Raw genomic sequence first — 15,135 nt, forward strand, 5'->3', positions numbered from 1 at the left:
GGCAATATACCAAAGCGCTAAGATGACGATTCTAGAAATAAAAACAGCCGCAAGAGCGGCTGTTTTTGTATTCGTTCATAGGGGGTTGGCTTTGTTTATTCTGTGGTTACTTGAGGTCGATGCTGTTTAAGCGTCCCATGAATATGAGTAAATCAATCACATCTTTGTGAGCATCAAGTAGGGCGCGCTTAGTTTGGCTGTAAGCGGCCAGCCTACCGTGCTTTCTTATTGAGCAGACCTTAGTTTTGTATTTGTAATCGCCGTCATCGGAGAACACGCGCCATTTCGCGATATAACACTCATCACGATGTTCAGGGTCACTTTGTGTTGGGTTTGGCTTGAATACAATCTTAGGCTCTAAACTATGCGGCAGGCGCGTCATTAGGTAAGGTTCCTTGAGAACCTTCTTCCAAAACTTACCCCAAAGCTCCTTACCGAGCTCGTCTCTTAATTTGATGGTTTTTTTAAGCGCTTTTTCTTCACCCATGCGCACAAAACCGACAGACCGATGCATTACCGTGTCTTCTGGTGTGTGGATGTGGATCTTAAAAGCGGTCTTACCTTTCGAAATAAAGCGATAGCCGGTAGCACCAATTAGATTATTCTGACTCATAGCTTGCTAAGTGATGATTATGTTATTAGTAAGATTACGACAAATACGTAAAAACCGAAACTAATACCCATGAAAAAATTAAAGCCTTAGCAGGGGGGCTAAGGCTTTATTAGAATCTATGAGTTTAGAGTGCAGCTAACTACATGATTTTCTGCATCACATCACCAATTTGAATGCTTCCCGCTAGGCTTGGCTGATCAATCGTAAGTTCGGCTTCGTTTTCGTAGACGCGAGATACCGTCAGTGTGATATCGCTTTGCGAGACTTTATTGCGCGGTAAACCTCGTTGGTCGATAAACGAACCTGTATGCCAGAGTTGCAGTTTGTCACCTTGTTGTACGCCATGCATTCGGCCCAAATCAATGGTCACTGTATTACCGAATACGGCCGCAACTTCTGGAAGCGTGATCTTACAAGAGATTTCAGACTCTAAGTCCAACATGATGTTACGGCTAACACGAAGCATCATGCTGCCGTAGGTCGATGCCCAGAAACGAGCACTGCGAGTGTCAACTTCACTGGTTTTAGCAAATGGCCACTTTGCCACTTCACGATAGCTACGGGTGTAGATCTGGTGTCCTGTCTTACCATCAAATACTTGCATCTCTAATGCAAACTGACGGTTGATGATGTCATCTTTTATTAGATTGGATTCGATGGTTGCCGTTAAGTCAGTAATCTCACCACCGATGATGTATTGTGCGCCGGTATCCTGTGCGATCATCTTGATCACTTCTGGTCGGCGTTTATCGATGTCGTAGTTCGTAGTGCCAACAGACACGAAGCTGCGAGACTCTTTGGCTAACTGTCTATCAACCACATGGCTGAAGTCGTCACCGATGTTGTAGATTCTGCCCATTACGGCTTGTTGTGGAGAGGTGACATCGATATTACCCACCAAGAAGGTTTTCTTGTATTGTCTCTCATGGCAAGCATTTGCCGAAGGGTAGATGTCGATCCTTGCGGTGATCATTAAATTGCCACCGCGCTTCTGCTCTTTATCAACCAAGATGTAGCGTACTTCGTGGTTAGTAAATTGGTATTCCTTTTTCTTGCCATCTAAATAAGGCGTTAGGTTGGCAATACTGCCGATGTCTGCCCCTGAGAACTGGATAGCCTTGTACACAGCGTCTTCCAGAGCGTGGATCCTTGCCGTTTCTTCTGACGATACGATGGTTGCTATACCGGTAACTTCATACCATGAGGCATGAGCACTGAAACTTGTGATTATCAGAGAACCTATTGAAAATAAGTAAGAAATTATTTTTTTCATCTGTTCGTTACCAGTTGGGTATAAATATTGCTTAACAAATAACTATAAGCTTGAAGCTGACTTAAGTGCGTTTTTCTTAATCTGAACCATTAATGAAAAGCAAAGACTGTTCCAACATTGTAATCCATTGAAAAGAATAATGGTGAGAACATATTGGAACAGGTAGCACTAAAACTATCTGGAGATTAGATAATGAAAAAATGGCTCGTAGTAATGAGTGTCATGCTACTGACATCATGCGCTTATTCGCCGATCTATAACGGCAAGACTGAGTACGCAGGCAGTCAGTTTATGCTGATGGACAGCCCTCGCCACACCATGGATTTCTTCGTAGAAAGCATGACTGAAGACTTGATTGTGTCGAATACAAGTATCTCAGCAAGAACGCCTATCGCGATCACCTCGTTTGTTGACCTGCAACACATGGACACAACAAACTGGCTCGGTAACTCGGTATCAGAAGGTTTCATTCATCAGTTTCAGCGTCGTGGCTTCAAGGTGGTTGATTTTAAAACCACGGGTTCTATCCAAGTAACTCAGCAAGGTGACTTTGCGATAAGCCGTGACTGGAAAGACTTAGCTCAAGAGCAAGACGTTCAATATGTACTTACGGGTACTATGCTGCGCCAAGAGGGTGGTGTGCTTGTGAATGCTCGAGTAGTGGGCATGCAAACTCGTATTGTCGTAGCTTCAGCACAAGGCTTCTTACCGGCAGACCGTATTGGTCGTGACCTCGATACTCTGAACAGTATTCGAACTCAAGATGGTGTGATCATTCGTTCAGATCCAACGATCAGTCAGCCTTACACTGTTATTCTTCGCCCTTAGGAGTTCGAGATGAAGAAGTTAATGTTTGTGGTTGCCGCTTTACTGCTTGTTGGCTGTCAGCCTCTGCAGAGCATGAGACCAGACGATTTCCTAGTTGCTGTTGGTTACGCGAGTATCAGTGAACAAAAAGGTCGCAATGACGAAGAGAAGCGTATCCGTGCGATGAGAGCCTCTAAGATTGATGCTTATCGCGAACTTGCGGAACAAGTTTATGGTATGCGAGTCAGCGGTCGTGCTGAACTTGAAGATCAACGCCTTGGTACAGAGCGAACATCAGGAGCAGTTGATGGTGTTATCCGCGGTGCAGAAGTAGTGCGCAGCTACCCAGTAGGCGATAGCTACGTGACCGAGCTTCAGTTGGATATTCGCAAGATGGATCAATTACGTAACTACGGTGAAGTTCAAGCGGTACCAGAGAAAAGACAGCAAACACTGTTTTAGTCCAATGAATAAATGACATTGGTTGCCAGACGCTTTCCAGATGGCGTATCGGCAATTAATAACTCATATCAATGCAAAAGCGGCAATTATGAAAATACTTGCCGCTTTTTTTGTTTATCGTGATTATGGGAGTATTTTCAGGAGTGTAGCTTTTGATTGGAGTCAGAATCTAGATAGGCTGAGATACAGATACAGATACAGATACAGATACAGATACAGATACAGATACAGATACAGGCAGGAAAGGGTTAATAGTGTTGTTGAAGAGGCAGCTTAACTAGGCTTTTACGTTGGTTCCCAGCGTTGAAATAGTGTGCGTTTGGCCTCCGGCGTTGTAAGTCATGCCAATTTTGCCGTGGCTTTGTTGCATCATGTTGCTGAGTTTTTTGAAGCTGAGATGTGCTCGATTTAGGGCTTCACCATTCACCAGATTCGCTTGATGACAATCGTGCACAATAGACTTGATGGTTGAGACTAACTGAGCGAGTTCAGGATTTTCGGTCAGTTCTGAGATATTGCTATGGGCAGCGATGCGCTGATCGGTGGATCTTAGTTGTTCGACAAGGACCACTTTTTCTTTGGCGATTCGCTCAATATCCGTTGACTGTCGGCTCGTAATAGCGGTTTTCTCTGAACTCAATAATTCAGATAAGGCTTTGGCATTTTGAAGTTGGAAATTAACTAAATCTGCTAGTGCCGCCATAACGTAAACCTATCAATAACCTCGTGTGCTTTAAGTTAACCACTCAATAAAGAGAGTGCTTAAAGACCTTTTAATTCGTTTTCGAACTTGATCATATTGTCGGCCAGCTTTTCTGGGTCAACTGTGTATGAACCGTTCGCGATCGCTTCTTTGATTGCTGCAACTTTTACCGAGTCAAAGCTGGGATTTGCTGCCATGTCTTGGTGAAGTTGACCTATTGCTTTGCCTTGTTGGCTAAGTGAAACCGCGTCTTTGCTCGCCGGTGATTTAGTTGATACATCAGAGCGTGATGCCTCAGAACTAGAATCAGAGCGGACTGCTGATCGGTTGGTGGTCGTTAGGGCTTGCCCTGAACGAATGTTATCAATGCCTGCCATAGTTAAGCCTTTTCTTCAAAAATGGGAACCTGTACAGTCAATATCGACCAAGGGTTCGATTACTTTAGCAATTTTTCGCTCTTTAGTCGAAAAGGGACAAAACACTGAAGCTACGTATTTCAGTGCTAGAGTCGAGAGCAAAATGCTAATGGTACCGCCAATTGAGAAGTAGAGAGTTAAAAGTAAACCGTGACTTCAGACATGTTGGTAACAATACCTTCAATTATACGCTGTGATTTATCATTTTTCACTCTTACTTGATCACCCATAGAGCCATCAGTGAGCGCTGTGCCTTTAGTGGTAATGGTCATGCCACCTTTTACCGCCTGTATGATAACCTTCTCGTTTCGACATACGACACAAATGTCACCCCTTTCGACAACGTCACCCGGCCTTAGGTTCTTTTTTACCTTGGCGCCGATAACTTGCTCTGGAGCGGTGAAGCCTTGGCGACGGAATTTGTTAAGAGAAATCATCGCGGTTGTCACGTCGTATTGACCGACAATCTCGCCTCTCGCGAGTGCTCGAGTAGTCGTCACAAGCGGCACCGACATCGAAAGACGTACCGGTACATAAACTCGCCACTCATCAGGAACACATTGCACTAAAACCGTAATGCTGCTGCGGGTATTTGTGGTGGTTGAGGCACTTGCCTCAAGAGGAACCGGGCAGTCTGTTGCTTTGATTCTTGAGTCAACATTTGCTGAATTAACAAAGAGTTCGCCGCCTCGTGGCTGCTCAACGGTATCAATAATGTGTTGCTCTGCCGCAGACTGAATCTTCTCAATTTGTTCTGGGGTCGCAGCTTGCACAAAAAAACTAAACAATATTGATAAAATGCCGATAAACTTAGCGACAGTTTTAAAAGTAGCTCTACACATTGCTATGGAAAGAGGTGGCAAATTTGTTTTATAATACGTCATTCCGTTTCTCTGGTGGTTCGTAGCCTGCAGTAGACTAACACTTTTTATACAAAAAAGTTTGATATGGAGATGAGCTCATGACGGGTATTCTTGATTCGGTGAATCAGCGTACGCAACTCGTCGGTCAAAACCGATTAGAATTACTAACCTTTCGCCTAATGGGGCGTCAGCGTTACGGCATTAATGTCTTTAAAGTAAAAGAAGTGCTTCAATGCCCTAAGCTGACGAAGATGCCAAACTTGAACCCACTGGTTAAAGGTGTCGCACACATTCGTGGCCAAACGATCTCTGTGATCGACCTGAGCTTAGCGATTGGTGGCCGTCCGACAACGGATGTTGAAAAGTGTTTTGTAGTTATCTCTGAGTTCAACCGAACCATTCAAGGCTTCTTGGTCAGTTCCGTTGAACGCATTATCAACATGCACTGGGAATCGATTCTCCCGCCGCCAGATGGCGCTGGCAAAGCGAACTACTTAACAGCGGTAACTAACATCGACAATGAGTTAGTTGAAATTCTTGATGTTGAAAAAATCCTAGCTGAAATTTCGCCTGTTGATGAAACTATGGACAGCAAGATTGCCGAAGAAATCGCAGAAGTAGAACAAGAAAAAGAACTCGTTCGCCGCATCTTGATTGCTGATGATTCAACCGTTGCACGTAAACAGGTTCAACGCGCTATTGAGTCGATCGGCTTTGAAGTGATTGCTGTGAAAGATGGTAAAGAAGCCTACGAAAAACTGACGCAGATGTCAGCAGAGGGCAGCATTTACGATCAGATCTCATTGGTGATCTCGGATATTGAAATGCCAGAGATGGATGGCTATACGCTGACTGCTGAGATTCGCCGTCACGCTGAGCTAAAAGATTTATACGTAATTTTACACTCATCATTGAGTGGTGTATTTAACCAAGCCATGGTTGAGCGTGTGGGAGCGAACTCCTTCATTGCTAAATTCAACCCTGATGAGCTTGGTTCAGCCGTTAAAGCTGCTTTAACTAACTAAAAGAGACATTAATGACTGCTATAACAATAAGTGATCAAGAGTATCGCGATTTCAGCCGTTTCTTAGAATCTCAATGTGGCATTGTATTAGGTGACAGCAAACAGTACTTAGTGCGCAGCCGCCTAAGCCCATTAGTGGCAAAGTTTAATCTAGCTTCGCTGTCTGATTTATTGAGAGATGTAGTGACGGGCCGAAACCGTGAGTTGAGAGTGGCAGCAGTGGATGCTATGACGACCAACGAGACACTTTGGTTCCGAGATACTTACCCGTTTGCAGTGCTTGCGGATAAACTTCTACCGGAAATAGCGGCAAATAAACGTCCTATTAAGATTTGGTCTGCGGCAAGTTCTTCAGGCCAAGAACCATACTCAATGGCAATGACGGTGCTTGAGACTCAAGCTCGTAAGCCAGGTATGCTGCCAAATGTATCGATCACCGCAACGGACATCTCTGCAAGCATGTTGGATATGTGCCGCACTGGCGCGTATGACAACCTTGCTTTAGGTCGTGGTCTTTCTCCAGAGCGTCGCCGTACTTTCTTTGAGGATGCAGGCGATGGTCGCATGAAAGTAAAAGACAACGTTAAGCGCATGGTGAACTTCCGTCCTCAAAACCTGATGGACAGTTACGCACTGCTAGGTAAATTCGACATTATTTTCTGTCGTAACGTACTGATTTATTTCTCTCCAGAGATGAAATCTAAAGTACTTAACCAAATGGCGAACTGCCTCAACCCGGGTGGTTACTTGCTTTTGGGTGCGTCTGAGTCGTTAACTGGTTTAACCGACCGCTTTGAAATGGTTCGTTGTAACCCAGGTATCATCTACAAATTGAAGTAATTGCCGCCACCTAAATAAGGTGTGACGTTACTAAACAATTTCAAAACCCAGCCAAGTGCTGGGTTTTCTTTTTCCTGCTTAGCCTATATCTTTAAGTCAGAGTGACATTCCAATTTACTCTATTTTTTGGCTTGTATATTGCAAGTTTACCCACGAGTAACCTGTAAAAGCATAAATAGACCACTTTGTTTTAAAAGTTGGTATATATATTGCTTTAGTTATTTCATAACAGTCAGTTCTTGAGTTGAGGTTTAGATGGCTATTTCTTTTGACAATGCTTTGGGCATTCACCAGCACACAGTTGGTGTACGTGAGCGTAACGCTGAGGTGCTTTCCACCAATATCGCGCAAGCAAACACGCCTGGGTATAAAGCAAAGGGATTAGACTTCAAGAAATCACTGCAGGCGGCAAGTTCTGGGGCAAGCATTGGTCTTAGCCGCACAGACGGTCGGCACATTTCTGCCGAAACGACGGTGAATGGGGAAACGAAGTATCGAATTCCTACCCAACCTGATACAGGAGATGGCAACACGGTTGATTTGGATTTGGAAAGAAACCTTTTCATGCAAAACCAAATTAGGCATCAAGCCTCTCTCGACTTCCTAGGAAGTAAGTTCAAGAATTTAACTAAAGCGATTAAAGGGGAATAATTAGATGAGCTTATTTAATGTATTCAATGTGACTGGTTCTGCGATGAGTGCTGAATCTGTTCGTCTAAACACGACCTCGAGCAACCTTGCGAACGCGGACAGTGTAAGTAGTTCTGCTAAAGAAACTTACAAAGCTCGCCACGCAGTGTTCGGCGCTGAGTTAAATCGCGCACGCAACAGTGACCACACTGTGCCTGTGAAAGTATTAGGTATCGTAGAAAGCGATAAGCCGCTGAGCGCGGAGTACAACCCAGACCACCCATTAGCGAACAACGAAGGCTACATTTATAAGTCAAACGTTAACGTTATGGAAGAGATGGCAAACATGATTTCGGCATCACGTGCGTACCAAACGAACGTACAGGTTGCTGACTCGAGTAAACAAATGCTGCTGCGTACGCTGCAGATGGGTCAATAAGGATAAGGAGGTAGCACATGGCTGGAATCAACAACAATGTTGGTCAAAGCGGCTTGTCCTATGTTGACCAGCTGAAGAGTCTTCAAGATGGTGCTAAGAAGCCCGACGAAACAACAGGTAAGCAGGATCTTAAGCAAGAAGATTTCTTATCTTTGTTGACTAAGCAACTAGCACAGCAAGACCCTTTTAAGCCGGTTAGCAATGACCAGATGATTGCGCAAATGGCTTCATTTGCGACCGTAGATGGCATCGGCAAAATGAATTCACAGTTTGAAAGCTTGAACTCATCGATGACCTCTAATCAAGCGCTGCAGGCCTCCTCTCTGGTTGGTCGTGATGTATTGGTTCCTGGTGCGGCAGGTGTAAAGCAAGGTGATGGCGGTATGGCGGCAATGGTTAAACTTCCTCAAGCGATGGACAACGTTATGGTCCGTGTTGAGAACGAAGTGGGCCAGTTAGTTCGCACTTTTGATATCGGCTCTAAACCTGCAGGCGATACACGTGTTGAATGGGACGGAAAAGACGAAGACGGTAACCCATTGCCGGCTGGTAAATACAACGTGAAAGCGTCGGGTTTACTGGATGGCGAGAACACAGAGTTCCAAGTTTCCAGCTATGCGAACGTGAACAGTGTGCTTCTTGGTAAGGGTGATGGCAACGTACTACTCAATCTGGCTGGTTTTACATCGCCAGTACGACTTGCTGAAGTACTAGAAGTTGGTAAAGCGTAGCTCTTAAGTGAGTGAACATGCTAGCTAGATAGATTAGGAGAATATTGGAATGTCATATGTAGCTTTAAGCGGCCTATCCGCTGCACAATTAGACCTGAATACAACCAGTAACAACATTGCGAACGCAAACACATTTGGCTTTAAAGAGTCTCGTGCAGAGTTTGGCGATGTTTACTCAAACTCATTGTTCACAAACGCAAAAACGACGTCAGGTGGCGGTGCGCAAGCTAGCCAAGTGGCGCAACAGTTCCACGAAGGTTCAAGTATTTATACAAACAACCCAATGGATCTACGCGTAAGTGGTACAGGTTTCTTTGCGGTAGCGAAAGACCGTATGGTGCCGGAGATTAACGAACTAACTCGTAATGGTGCATTTCACCTAAACAAAGACAACTACATGGTTACGGCTAACGATGAGTTTCTTTTAGGTTACGATGTTGATCCAAACTCGGGTGAAGTTCTTTCTTATGCGCCAAAGCCTCTCGACATTCCAGCTGAATTTGGTAAGCCAAAACAGACAGAAAACATTGAAGTAGGGGTTAACCTTCCTGCAAACGGTGACCTTAAAGATCCGGCTGCATTTAACTTCAAAGATGCTGATACCTATAACCGTGCAACGTCTTCGACGGTATACGATTCTATGGGCCAGTCTTACAAGTTAACGACTTACTACCTCAAGGATCAGACGCAACCAAATACTTGGCAGACGTACTACACCATGACTGATGAGACTGGCGAGAAGCCACTCAACATTACTGGTGGCGATGCAACGAATGCTCAAGGTCATGTTGGTCACACAATGAAGTTCAACAATGACGGTACGTTAGCAAGCCTAAACAGTGGTCAGCCGATTAACTCGGAACCTCTAGGTGCAGGCGCGAACCCTGTCGATCTGAATGGTGCCGATCCAACACAAGTGCTTAAGTTTGGTCTAGATTCTTCAACCCAGTTTGCGGCTCCGTTTGAGCTGACTAAGTTTGATGAAGATGGTGCGACAACAGGCTTCTTAACCAAAATCGATTTCGATGAGTACGGCAGTGTTCTAGGTACTTACTCAAATGGTGAAAACGTAATGCTGGGTCGTGTAGGCCTAGTTCGCGTACCAAACGAGCAAGGTCTGGATAAGAAAGGCGGTACTCAGTGGGATTCTACTAGCGACTCGGGTGACAAAATCTGGGGTGAATCTAACAAAGGTTCATTTGGTAGCATCAACAATGGCTCTTTGGAGCAGTCGAACATCGATATGACTCAAGAATTGGTTGATTTGATTTCTGCGCAACGTAACTTCCAAGCGAACTCTCGTTCTCTAGAAGTACACAACCAACTACAACAGAATATTCTTCAGATTCGTTAATCGTTTCAAACGTTTGAATCATCTGCGAATACCCAATTCAATGTTATTGAATTGGGTATTGTCGTTTGCTTTTTTATTTGCCGCCCTTATTGCCGCCCGGTAATGCCACTGGCAACAATTCTTCCTCAATGATCCTTTTGTGATCACCTTTCTTGTTTGTTTTCTATTTAAATTGTTGATAAATAACAGTTATAAAAATTGGCACAGTGTTTGCTTTATTAGCCCCAGAAGATGATTTTTGGAGCAAAATTATGGATCGCGCACTGTTTCTTGCCATGAGTGGCGCTAAGCAAAATATGCAAGCTTTGCAGCTACGTGCAAACAACCTTGCCAACGTAAGTACAACGGGTTTCCGTGCTGATTTAGCACAAGCGCGTTCAATGCAAGCGTATGGCGAAGGTATGCCTACTCGTGTTTTCAGTATGACAGAGCGTCCGGGACATAATTTTGCACAGGGAAGTGTGGTTACCACAGGCCGTGATCTTGATGTCACTATCCAAGGTGATGGTTGGATTTCGGTAATGGACAACACTGGTCGCGAAGGCTTAACACGTAACGGTAATCTTAAGGTTGACCAAAACGGTTTACTGACCAATGCAAGTGGCCATTTGGTATTGGGCGAAAACGATGCTCCAATCACACTGCCAATCCCAATCAGTAAAGTCGAAATTGGTACAGACGGTACGATCTCAGTCATTCCTCAAGGCGCTCCTGCTGAGGAATTGGAGGTCGTTGATCGTATTAAACTTGTACGTCCAGATAATCAAAGTTTGTTTAAAGATACGAATGGTCTATTCCGTTCGAAAAACCCAGATCAGGCATACGAAGCAGATGCAGCGGTAACGTTGCTAAAAGGTGCGGTCGAAGGCAGTAACGTAAATGCCGTAGGTGAAATGACTAGCCTAATTGACTTACAACGTCAGTTTGAAATGCAGGTCAAGATGATGAGCACAGCAGAGGAAATGGACAAGTCGTCTGATTCACTGCTTCGTATGAGCTAATAGAATTTAAAGGAAATTGCTATGCATCCAGCATTATGGGTAAGTAAAACAGGTTTAGACGCCCAACAAACCAACATTTCAACGATTTCAAACAACCTTGCCAACGCCTCGACCATTGGTTTTAAAAAGAGCCGCGCAGTATTTGAAGATCTGTTCTACCAGAACATAAACCAGCCTGGCGGTCAGTCGTCTCAGAACACTGAGTTACCAAGTGGTTTGATGCTAGGTGCGGGTTCTAAAGTGGTTGCGACTCAGAAGGTTCACACACACGGTAACGCGCAGACTACGTCTAACAGCCTCGATATGATGATCGAAGGTGACGGTTTCTTCCAAGTTGAAATGCCAGATGGTGAAACAGGTTACAGCCGCAATGGTCAATTCACACTGAACGGTGACGGCGCAATCGTGACATCGGGTCAAGGTTACCCGCTACAGCCAGAAATCGTTATCCCTGAGGATGCAATCTCAGTGACAGTCGGTAATGATGGTGAAGTGTCGGTTCGTCTCCGTGGTGAGCAAAACAACGTTGTTGTAGGCCAAATCACCATTACTGATTTTGTAAACCCAGGTGGTTTAGAACCAGTAGGTCAAAACCTTTACTTGCCGACAGGTGCAAGTGGTGATCCACAAGAAGGTGTACCTGGCTTCGATGGCCTAGGTAATATCCGCCAGTCGATGTTAGAAACATCGAACGTAAACGTAACCGAAGAGCTTGTGAATATGATCGAAGCTCAACGTGTTTACGAAATGAACTCGAAAGTTATCTCGTCGGTAGACAAGATGATGAGCTTCGTTAACCAACAGCTGTAATCGGTTAATTCACCGCTTACTTGTTTCGTATTAATCGACGTGTTCGTCACGGCTTACTATTTACCACGACTTGCTGAGAGTATATCGCCATGAAACGTATTTTTTGTTTAGCCCTGTTTTTATCTATGAGCGGTTGTTCTGTATTGGATCCAATTGAGACACCGGCACAAGAAAACGCGACCACACTGGTTGATGCGGTAGAAGGTGATAAATCGGCTCAAGAAAGTTCAGGCATTGTTGATACGCTTCGCGGTCGAACGGATCCTATTGCCGGTGATCCTGCATGGGCGCCAATCAACCCAAAACAGAAGCCAGCACATTACGCAGCGGCAACCGGTTCACTATTTAACGTAAACCATATTGGCAGTATGTACGATGACTCAAAGCCTCGCGGTATTGGTGATATTATTACTGTGGCATTGGATGAAAATACTCGTGCGACGAAAAAAGCCAATGCAGATATGTCCAAGTCGAATGACTCATCAATGGAGCCTTTAGCTGTTGGTGGTCAAGAGTTAACAATAGACAAGTACAACTTCTCGTACGACCTAAGTAACACCAATACTTTCGCAGGTGATGCATCTGCTAATCAGAGCAACAGCATCAGTGGTTACATTACTGTGGAAGTGATTGAAGTACTCGCTAACGGTAACCTAGTGGTGCGTGGTGAAAAATGGATGACATTGAACACCGGTGATGAGTACATCCGCTTAAGTGGCACCATCCGTCCGGACGATATTGATTTCGATAATACCATCGCTTCAAACCGTGTTTCTAATGCACGAATCCAGTATTCAGGCACCGGAGTGCAACAAGATATGCAAGAGCCTGGATTCTTGGCACGATTCTTTAATGTATCTCTGTAGAGCTTGAGAGGGCGTCGACATACTGACAGTCCGCGTTACTCAACAACTTTTCGCTAAGTTATTATTAATTAAAGCAATACAGACAGGTTACTCAATGAAAAAACTGACACTCGTACTATTCGGCATGCTATTTCTTGCCACCAGTGCCTATGCTGCGCGTATTAAAGACGTGGCAAAAGTGGCGGGTGTTCGTAGTAACCAACTTGTTGGCTATGGTTTGGTCACGGGTTTGCCGGGTACCGGTGAGACAACTCCCTTTACCGATCAAACATTTAACGCGATGCTACAAAATTTTGGCATCCAATTGCCGCCTGGCACTAAGCCAAAAACCAAAAACGTCGCGGCAGTAATTGTTACCGCTGAACTGCCGGCTTTCTCTAAGCAAGGTCAGGAAGTTGACGTAACCGTATCTTCAATCGGCTCAGCAAAAAGCCTGCGTGGTGGTACCTTGCTACAAACCTTCCTAAAAGGTCTTGATGGTCAGGTGTATGCTGTGGCGCAAGGTAACTTAGTGGTAAGTGGCTTTAGTGCTCAGGGTAACGATGGTTCTAAGATTGTCGGTAATAACCCTAACGTAGGTATCATCTCTAGTGGTGCAACAGTAGAGCAAGAGATCCCAACGCCATTCGGCCGTGGTGACTACATCACATTCAACCTAATCCAATCCGATTTCACAACAGCGCAGCGCATGGCTGACGCGGTTAATAATTTCTTAGGTCCACAAATGGCTTCTGCGGTTGATGCGACGTCTGTAAAAGTGCGTGCACCTCGAGAAATCAGCCAACGTGTGGCTTTCTTATCGGCAATCGAAAACATTGAATTTGACCCAGCTGAAGGCTCAGCGAAAATCATCGTTAACTCTCGTACTGGTACCATTGTCGTTGGTAAGCACGTGCGCTTAAAAGCGGCGGCGGTAACACACGGTGGTATGACTGTCGCGATTAAAGAAAACTTAAACGTGAGCCAGCCGAATGCATTTTCTGGTGGTCAAACGGTCGTGGTTCCGGATTCTGATATCGAAGTCACTGAAGCCGATGGCAAGATGTTCAAGTTCGAACCTGGTCTAACACTGGACGATTTGGTTAGAGCGGTTAACGAAGTCGGCGCAGCGCCTTCTGATTTAATGGCAATCCTTCAAGCACTGAAACAAGCGGGTGCGATTGAAGGCCAGCTGATCATTATCTAAGGAATAGAGCATGATTAAGAATAACAACGACATCGGCTTTATTCACGACATCGGTAGCCTAGACCGTCTTCGTCAACAAGCAGTAAACGGTGAAGAGGGCAGTGAGAAAGAAGCACTGACCGCAGCGGCAAAACAGTTTGAAGCGATTTTCACCTCAATGTTGTTTAAGTCGATGCGCGATGCGAACTCTAGCTTTAAATCGGATATGTTGAACAGCCAGAACGAACAGTTCTACCGCCAAATGCAAGATGATCAAATGGCGAGTGAGCTCAGTGCGAATGGCTCACTAGGCCTTGCGGATATGATTGTTGCTCAGTTAAGTGCCGGCCAATCTAGCGACGCGACAGAAGATAAGGTTCGTAGCGAAGGCTTTGATACTTCATTGCAAAGACCACAATTCTCAGGTCGTTCAGATGAGAGAACGTCAGAAATCCAATCTGCGTCAGCAGCCAAACAGCCGGTCTCTTTCGACTCACCAGAATCATTTGTCGCTTCAATGAAGCCTTACGCAGAAAAAGCGGCAAGCGCCCTTGGTGTGGATTCATCTCTACTATTGGCTCAAGCGGCACTGGAAACAGGCTGGGGCTCTAAGATGGTCAAGAACTCTCTGGGCAACAGTAATAACCTATTCAACATCAAAGCAGACAGAAGCTGGAAAGGTGATAAAGTGGCGACTCAAACACTCGAGTTCCATGGTAAAACGGCCGTTAAAGAATCGGCCTCTTTCCGTTCGTACTCAAGTTTTGAAGACAGCTTCAACGATTATGTGAAGTTCTTGAATGAAAACCCAAGGTACGAAACGGCGCTGCAACACCAAGGCAACTCAGAGAATTTCATTAAAGGGATTCACCAAGCAGGCTACGCAACTGACCCTAACTACGCTGATAAGGTATTGCGAGTTAAAGCTAAGATTGATGAGATGAACTAAGTCACATCGATTGAACATCTAGAGCTTGCCACTGGCAGGCTCTTTTCTTATCTGCCGTATAAGATTCAATAGCACCACATATAGTTATCTCTTTATACTTCAATGAATTAACGCCTTTTGATTCTCTTTTTTATCTGTTGGCATACATATTGCTTTTTAAACTGGTAGTTAATCAGTTTATCCTGATTT

The 15,135-nt window shown here is 44.8% G+C and carries 18 protein-coding genes; 13 read left to right on the forward strand and 5 right to left on the reverse strand.

Annotated features, from left to right (window positions below):
- Positions 1–106 precede the first annotated feature (106 nt).
- Complete coding sequence (locus BTO10_RS10485) at positions 107–613, reverse strand: Fe3+-citrate ABC transporter substrate-binding protein (RefSeq protein WP_105024496.1); 507 nt, start codon at positions 611–613, stop codon at positions 107–109.
- A 139-nt stretch (positions 614–752) separates the two neighbouring features.
- Entirely contained in the window at positions 753–1,886 is a 1,134-nt protein-coding gene (locus BTO10_RS10490) for a flagellar assembly protein FlgT (protein WP_105024497.1), read from the reverse strand.
- Positions 1,887–2,078: 192 nt separating this feature from the next.
- Here BTO10_RS10490 and BTO10_RS10495 point away from each other — a divergent pair, with 192 nt between their 5' ends.
- Both BTO10_RS10495 and flgP read left to right on the forward strand, forming a co-directional pair.
- A complete protein-coding gene (locus BTO10_RS10495; protein ID WP_004739730.1) occupies positions 2,079–2,714 on the forward strand; it encodes a FlgO family outer membrane protein in 636 nt (211 codons plus the stop codon).
- Between the two features lie 9 nt (positions 2,715–2,723).
- Positions 2,724–3,155 (forward strand): flagellar assembly lipoprotein FlgP, encoded by a 432-nt coding sequence (gene flgP / locus BTO10_RS10500; protein ID WP_004739728.1) that lies wholly within the window; start codon positions 2,724–2,726, stop codon positions 3,153–3,155.
- A gap of 277 nt (positions 3,156–3,432) precedes the next feature.
- Here the strand turns inward: flgP and BTO10_RS10510 are convergent, their stop codons facing one another.
- The 3 genes from BTO10_RS10510 to flgA form a co-directional block, all read right to left on the reverse strand.
- Entirely contained in the window at positions 3,433–3,858 is a 426-nt protein-coding gene (locus BTO10_RS10510; RefSeq protein ID WP_004739725.1) for a flagella synthesis protein FlgN, read from the reverse strand.
- Positions 3,859–3,917: 59 nt separating this feature from the next.
- Complete coding sequence (gene flgM, locus BTO10_RS10515) at positions 3,918–4,235, reverse strand: flagellar biosynthesis anti-sigma factor FlgM (protein ID WP_105024499.1); 318 nt, start codon at positions 4,233–4,235, stop codon at positions 3,918–3,920.
- Positions 4,236–4,411: 176 nt separating this feature from the next.
- A complete protein-coding gene (gene flgA / locus BTO10_RS10525; protein ID WP_105024501.1) occupies positions 4,412–5,158 on the reverse strand; it encodes a flagellar basal body P-ring formation chaperone FlgA in 747 nt (248 codons plus the stop codon).
- Between the two features lie 77 nt (positions 5,159–5,235).
- Between flgA and BTO10_RS10530 the strand changes: the two genes are divergently transcribed.
- From BTO10_RS10530 to flgJ, 11 genes are all read left to right on the forward strand, one after another.
- Positions 5,236–6,162 (forward strand): chemotaxis protein CheV, encoded by a 927-nt coding sequence (locus tag BTO10_RS10530; protein ID WP_105024502.1) that lies wholly within the window; start codon positions 5,236–5,238, stop codon positions 6,160–6,162.
- 11 nt (positions 6,163–6,173) lie between these two features.
- Positions 6,174–7,001 (forward strand): protein-glutamate O-methyltransferase, encoded by an 828-nt coding sequence (locus BTO10_RS10535; RefSeq protein WP_004739720.1) that lies wholly within the window; start codon positions 6,174–6,176, stop codon positions 6,999–7,001.
- A 255-nt stretch (positions 7,002–7,256) separates the two neighbouring features.
- Positions 7,257–7,652 carry a flagellar basal body rod protein FlgB gene (flgB, locus tag BTO10_RS10540; protein ID WP_004739719.1) on the forward strand — a complete coding sequence of 132 codons (396 nt, stop codon included), beginning with the start codon at positions 7,257–7,259 and terminating at the stop codon, positions 7,650–7,652.
- Positions 7,653–7,656: 4 nt separating this feature from the next.
- Positions 7,657–8,070, forward strand: a complete 414-nt coding sequence (flgC, locus tag BTO10_RS10545) for a flagellar basal body rod protein FlgC (protein ID WP_004739718.1) — start codon at positions 7,657–7,659, stop codon at positions 8,068–8,070.
- A 17-nt stretch (positions 8,071–8,087) separates the two neighbouring features.
- Positions 8,088–8,801, forward strand: coding sequence for a flagellar hook assembly protein FlgD (gene flgD, locus BTO10_RS10550; protein ID WP_004739717.1), 714 nt, complete (start codon positions 8,088–8,090; stop codon positions 8,799–8,801).
- Between the two features lie 49 nt (positions 8,802–8,850).
- Positions 8,851–10,155 carry a flagellar hook protein FlgE gene (flgE, locus tag BTO10_RS10555; RefSeq protein ID WP_105024503.1) on the forward strand — a complete coding sequence of 435 codons (1,305 nt, stop codon included), beginning with the start codon at positions 8,851–8,853 and terminating at the stop codon, positions 10,153–10,155.
- Positions 10,156–10,406: 251 nt separating this feature from the next.
- On the forward strand, positions 10,407–11,156 hold the full coding sequence (locus tag BTO10_RS10560; protein ID WP_004739714.1) for a flagellar basal body rod protein FlgF: 750 nt from the start codon (positions 10,407–10,409) through the stop codon (positions 11,154–11,156).
- 21 nt (positions 11,157–11,177) lie between these two features.
- Entirely contained in the window at positions 11,178–11,966 is a 789-nt protein-coding gene (gene flgG, locus BTO10_RS10565; RefSeq protein WP_004739713.1) for a flagellar basal-body rod protein FlgG, read from the forward strand.
- A gap of 89 nt (positions 11,967–12,055) precedes the next feature.
- Positions 12,056–12,832, forward strand: coding sequence for a flagellar basal body L-ring protein FlgH (flgH, locus tag BTO10_RS10570; RefSeq protein WP_105024504.1), 777 nt, complete (start codon positions 12,056–12,058; stop codon positions 12,830–12,832).
- Between the two features lie 94 nt (positions 12,833–12,926).
- Positions 12,927–14,018: a flagellar basal body P-ring protein FlgI gene (locus tag BTO10_RS10575; RefSeq protein ID WP_004739708.1), complete on the forward strand. Its 1,092-nt coding sequence runs from the start codon at positions 12,927–12,929 to the stop codon at positions 14,016–14,018.
- 10 nt (positions 14,019–14,028) lie between these two features.
- Complete coding sequence (gene flgJ, locus BTO10_RS10580) at positions 14,029–14,946, forward strand: flagellar assembly peptidoglycan hydrolase FlgJ (RefSeq protein ID WP_105024505.1); 918 nt, start codon at positions 14,029–14,031, stop codon at positions 14,944–14,946.
- Positions 14,947–15,135: the final 189 nt, after the last annotated feature.

The organism is Vibrio chagasii (assembly GCF_002954585.1).
Classification (GTDB): Bacteria; Pseudomonadota; Gammaproteobacteria; order Enterobacterales; family Vibrionaceae; genus Vibrio; species Vibrio chagasii_A.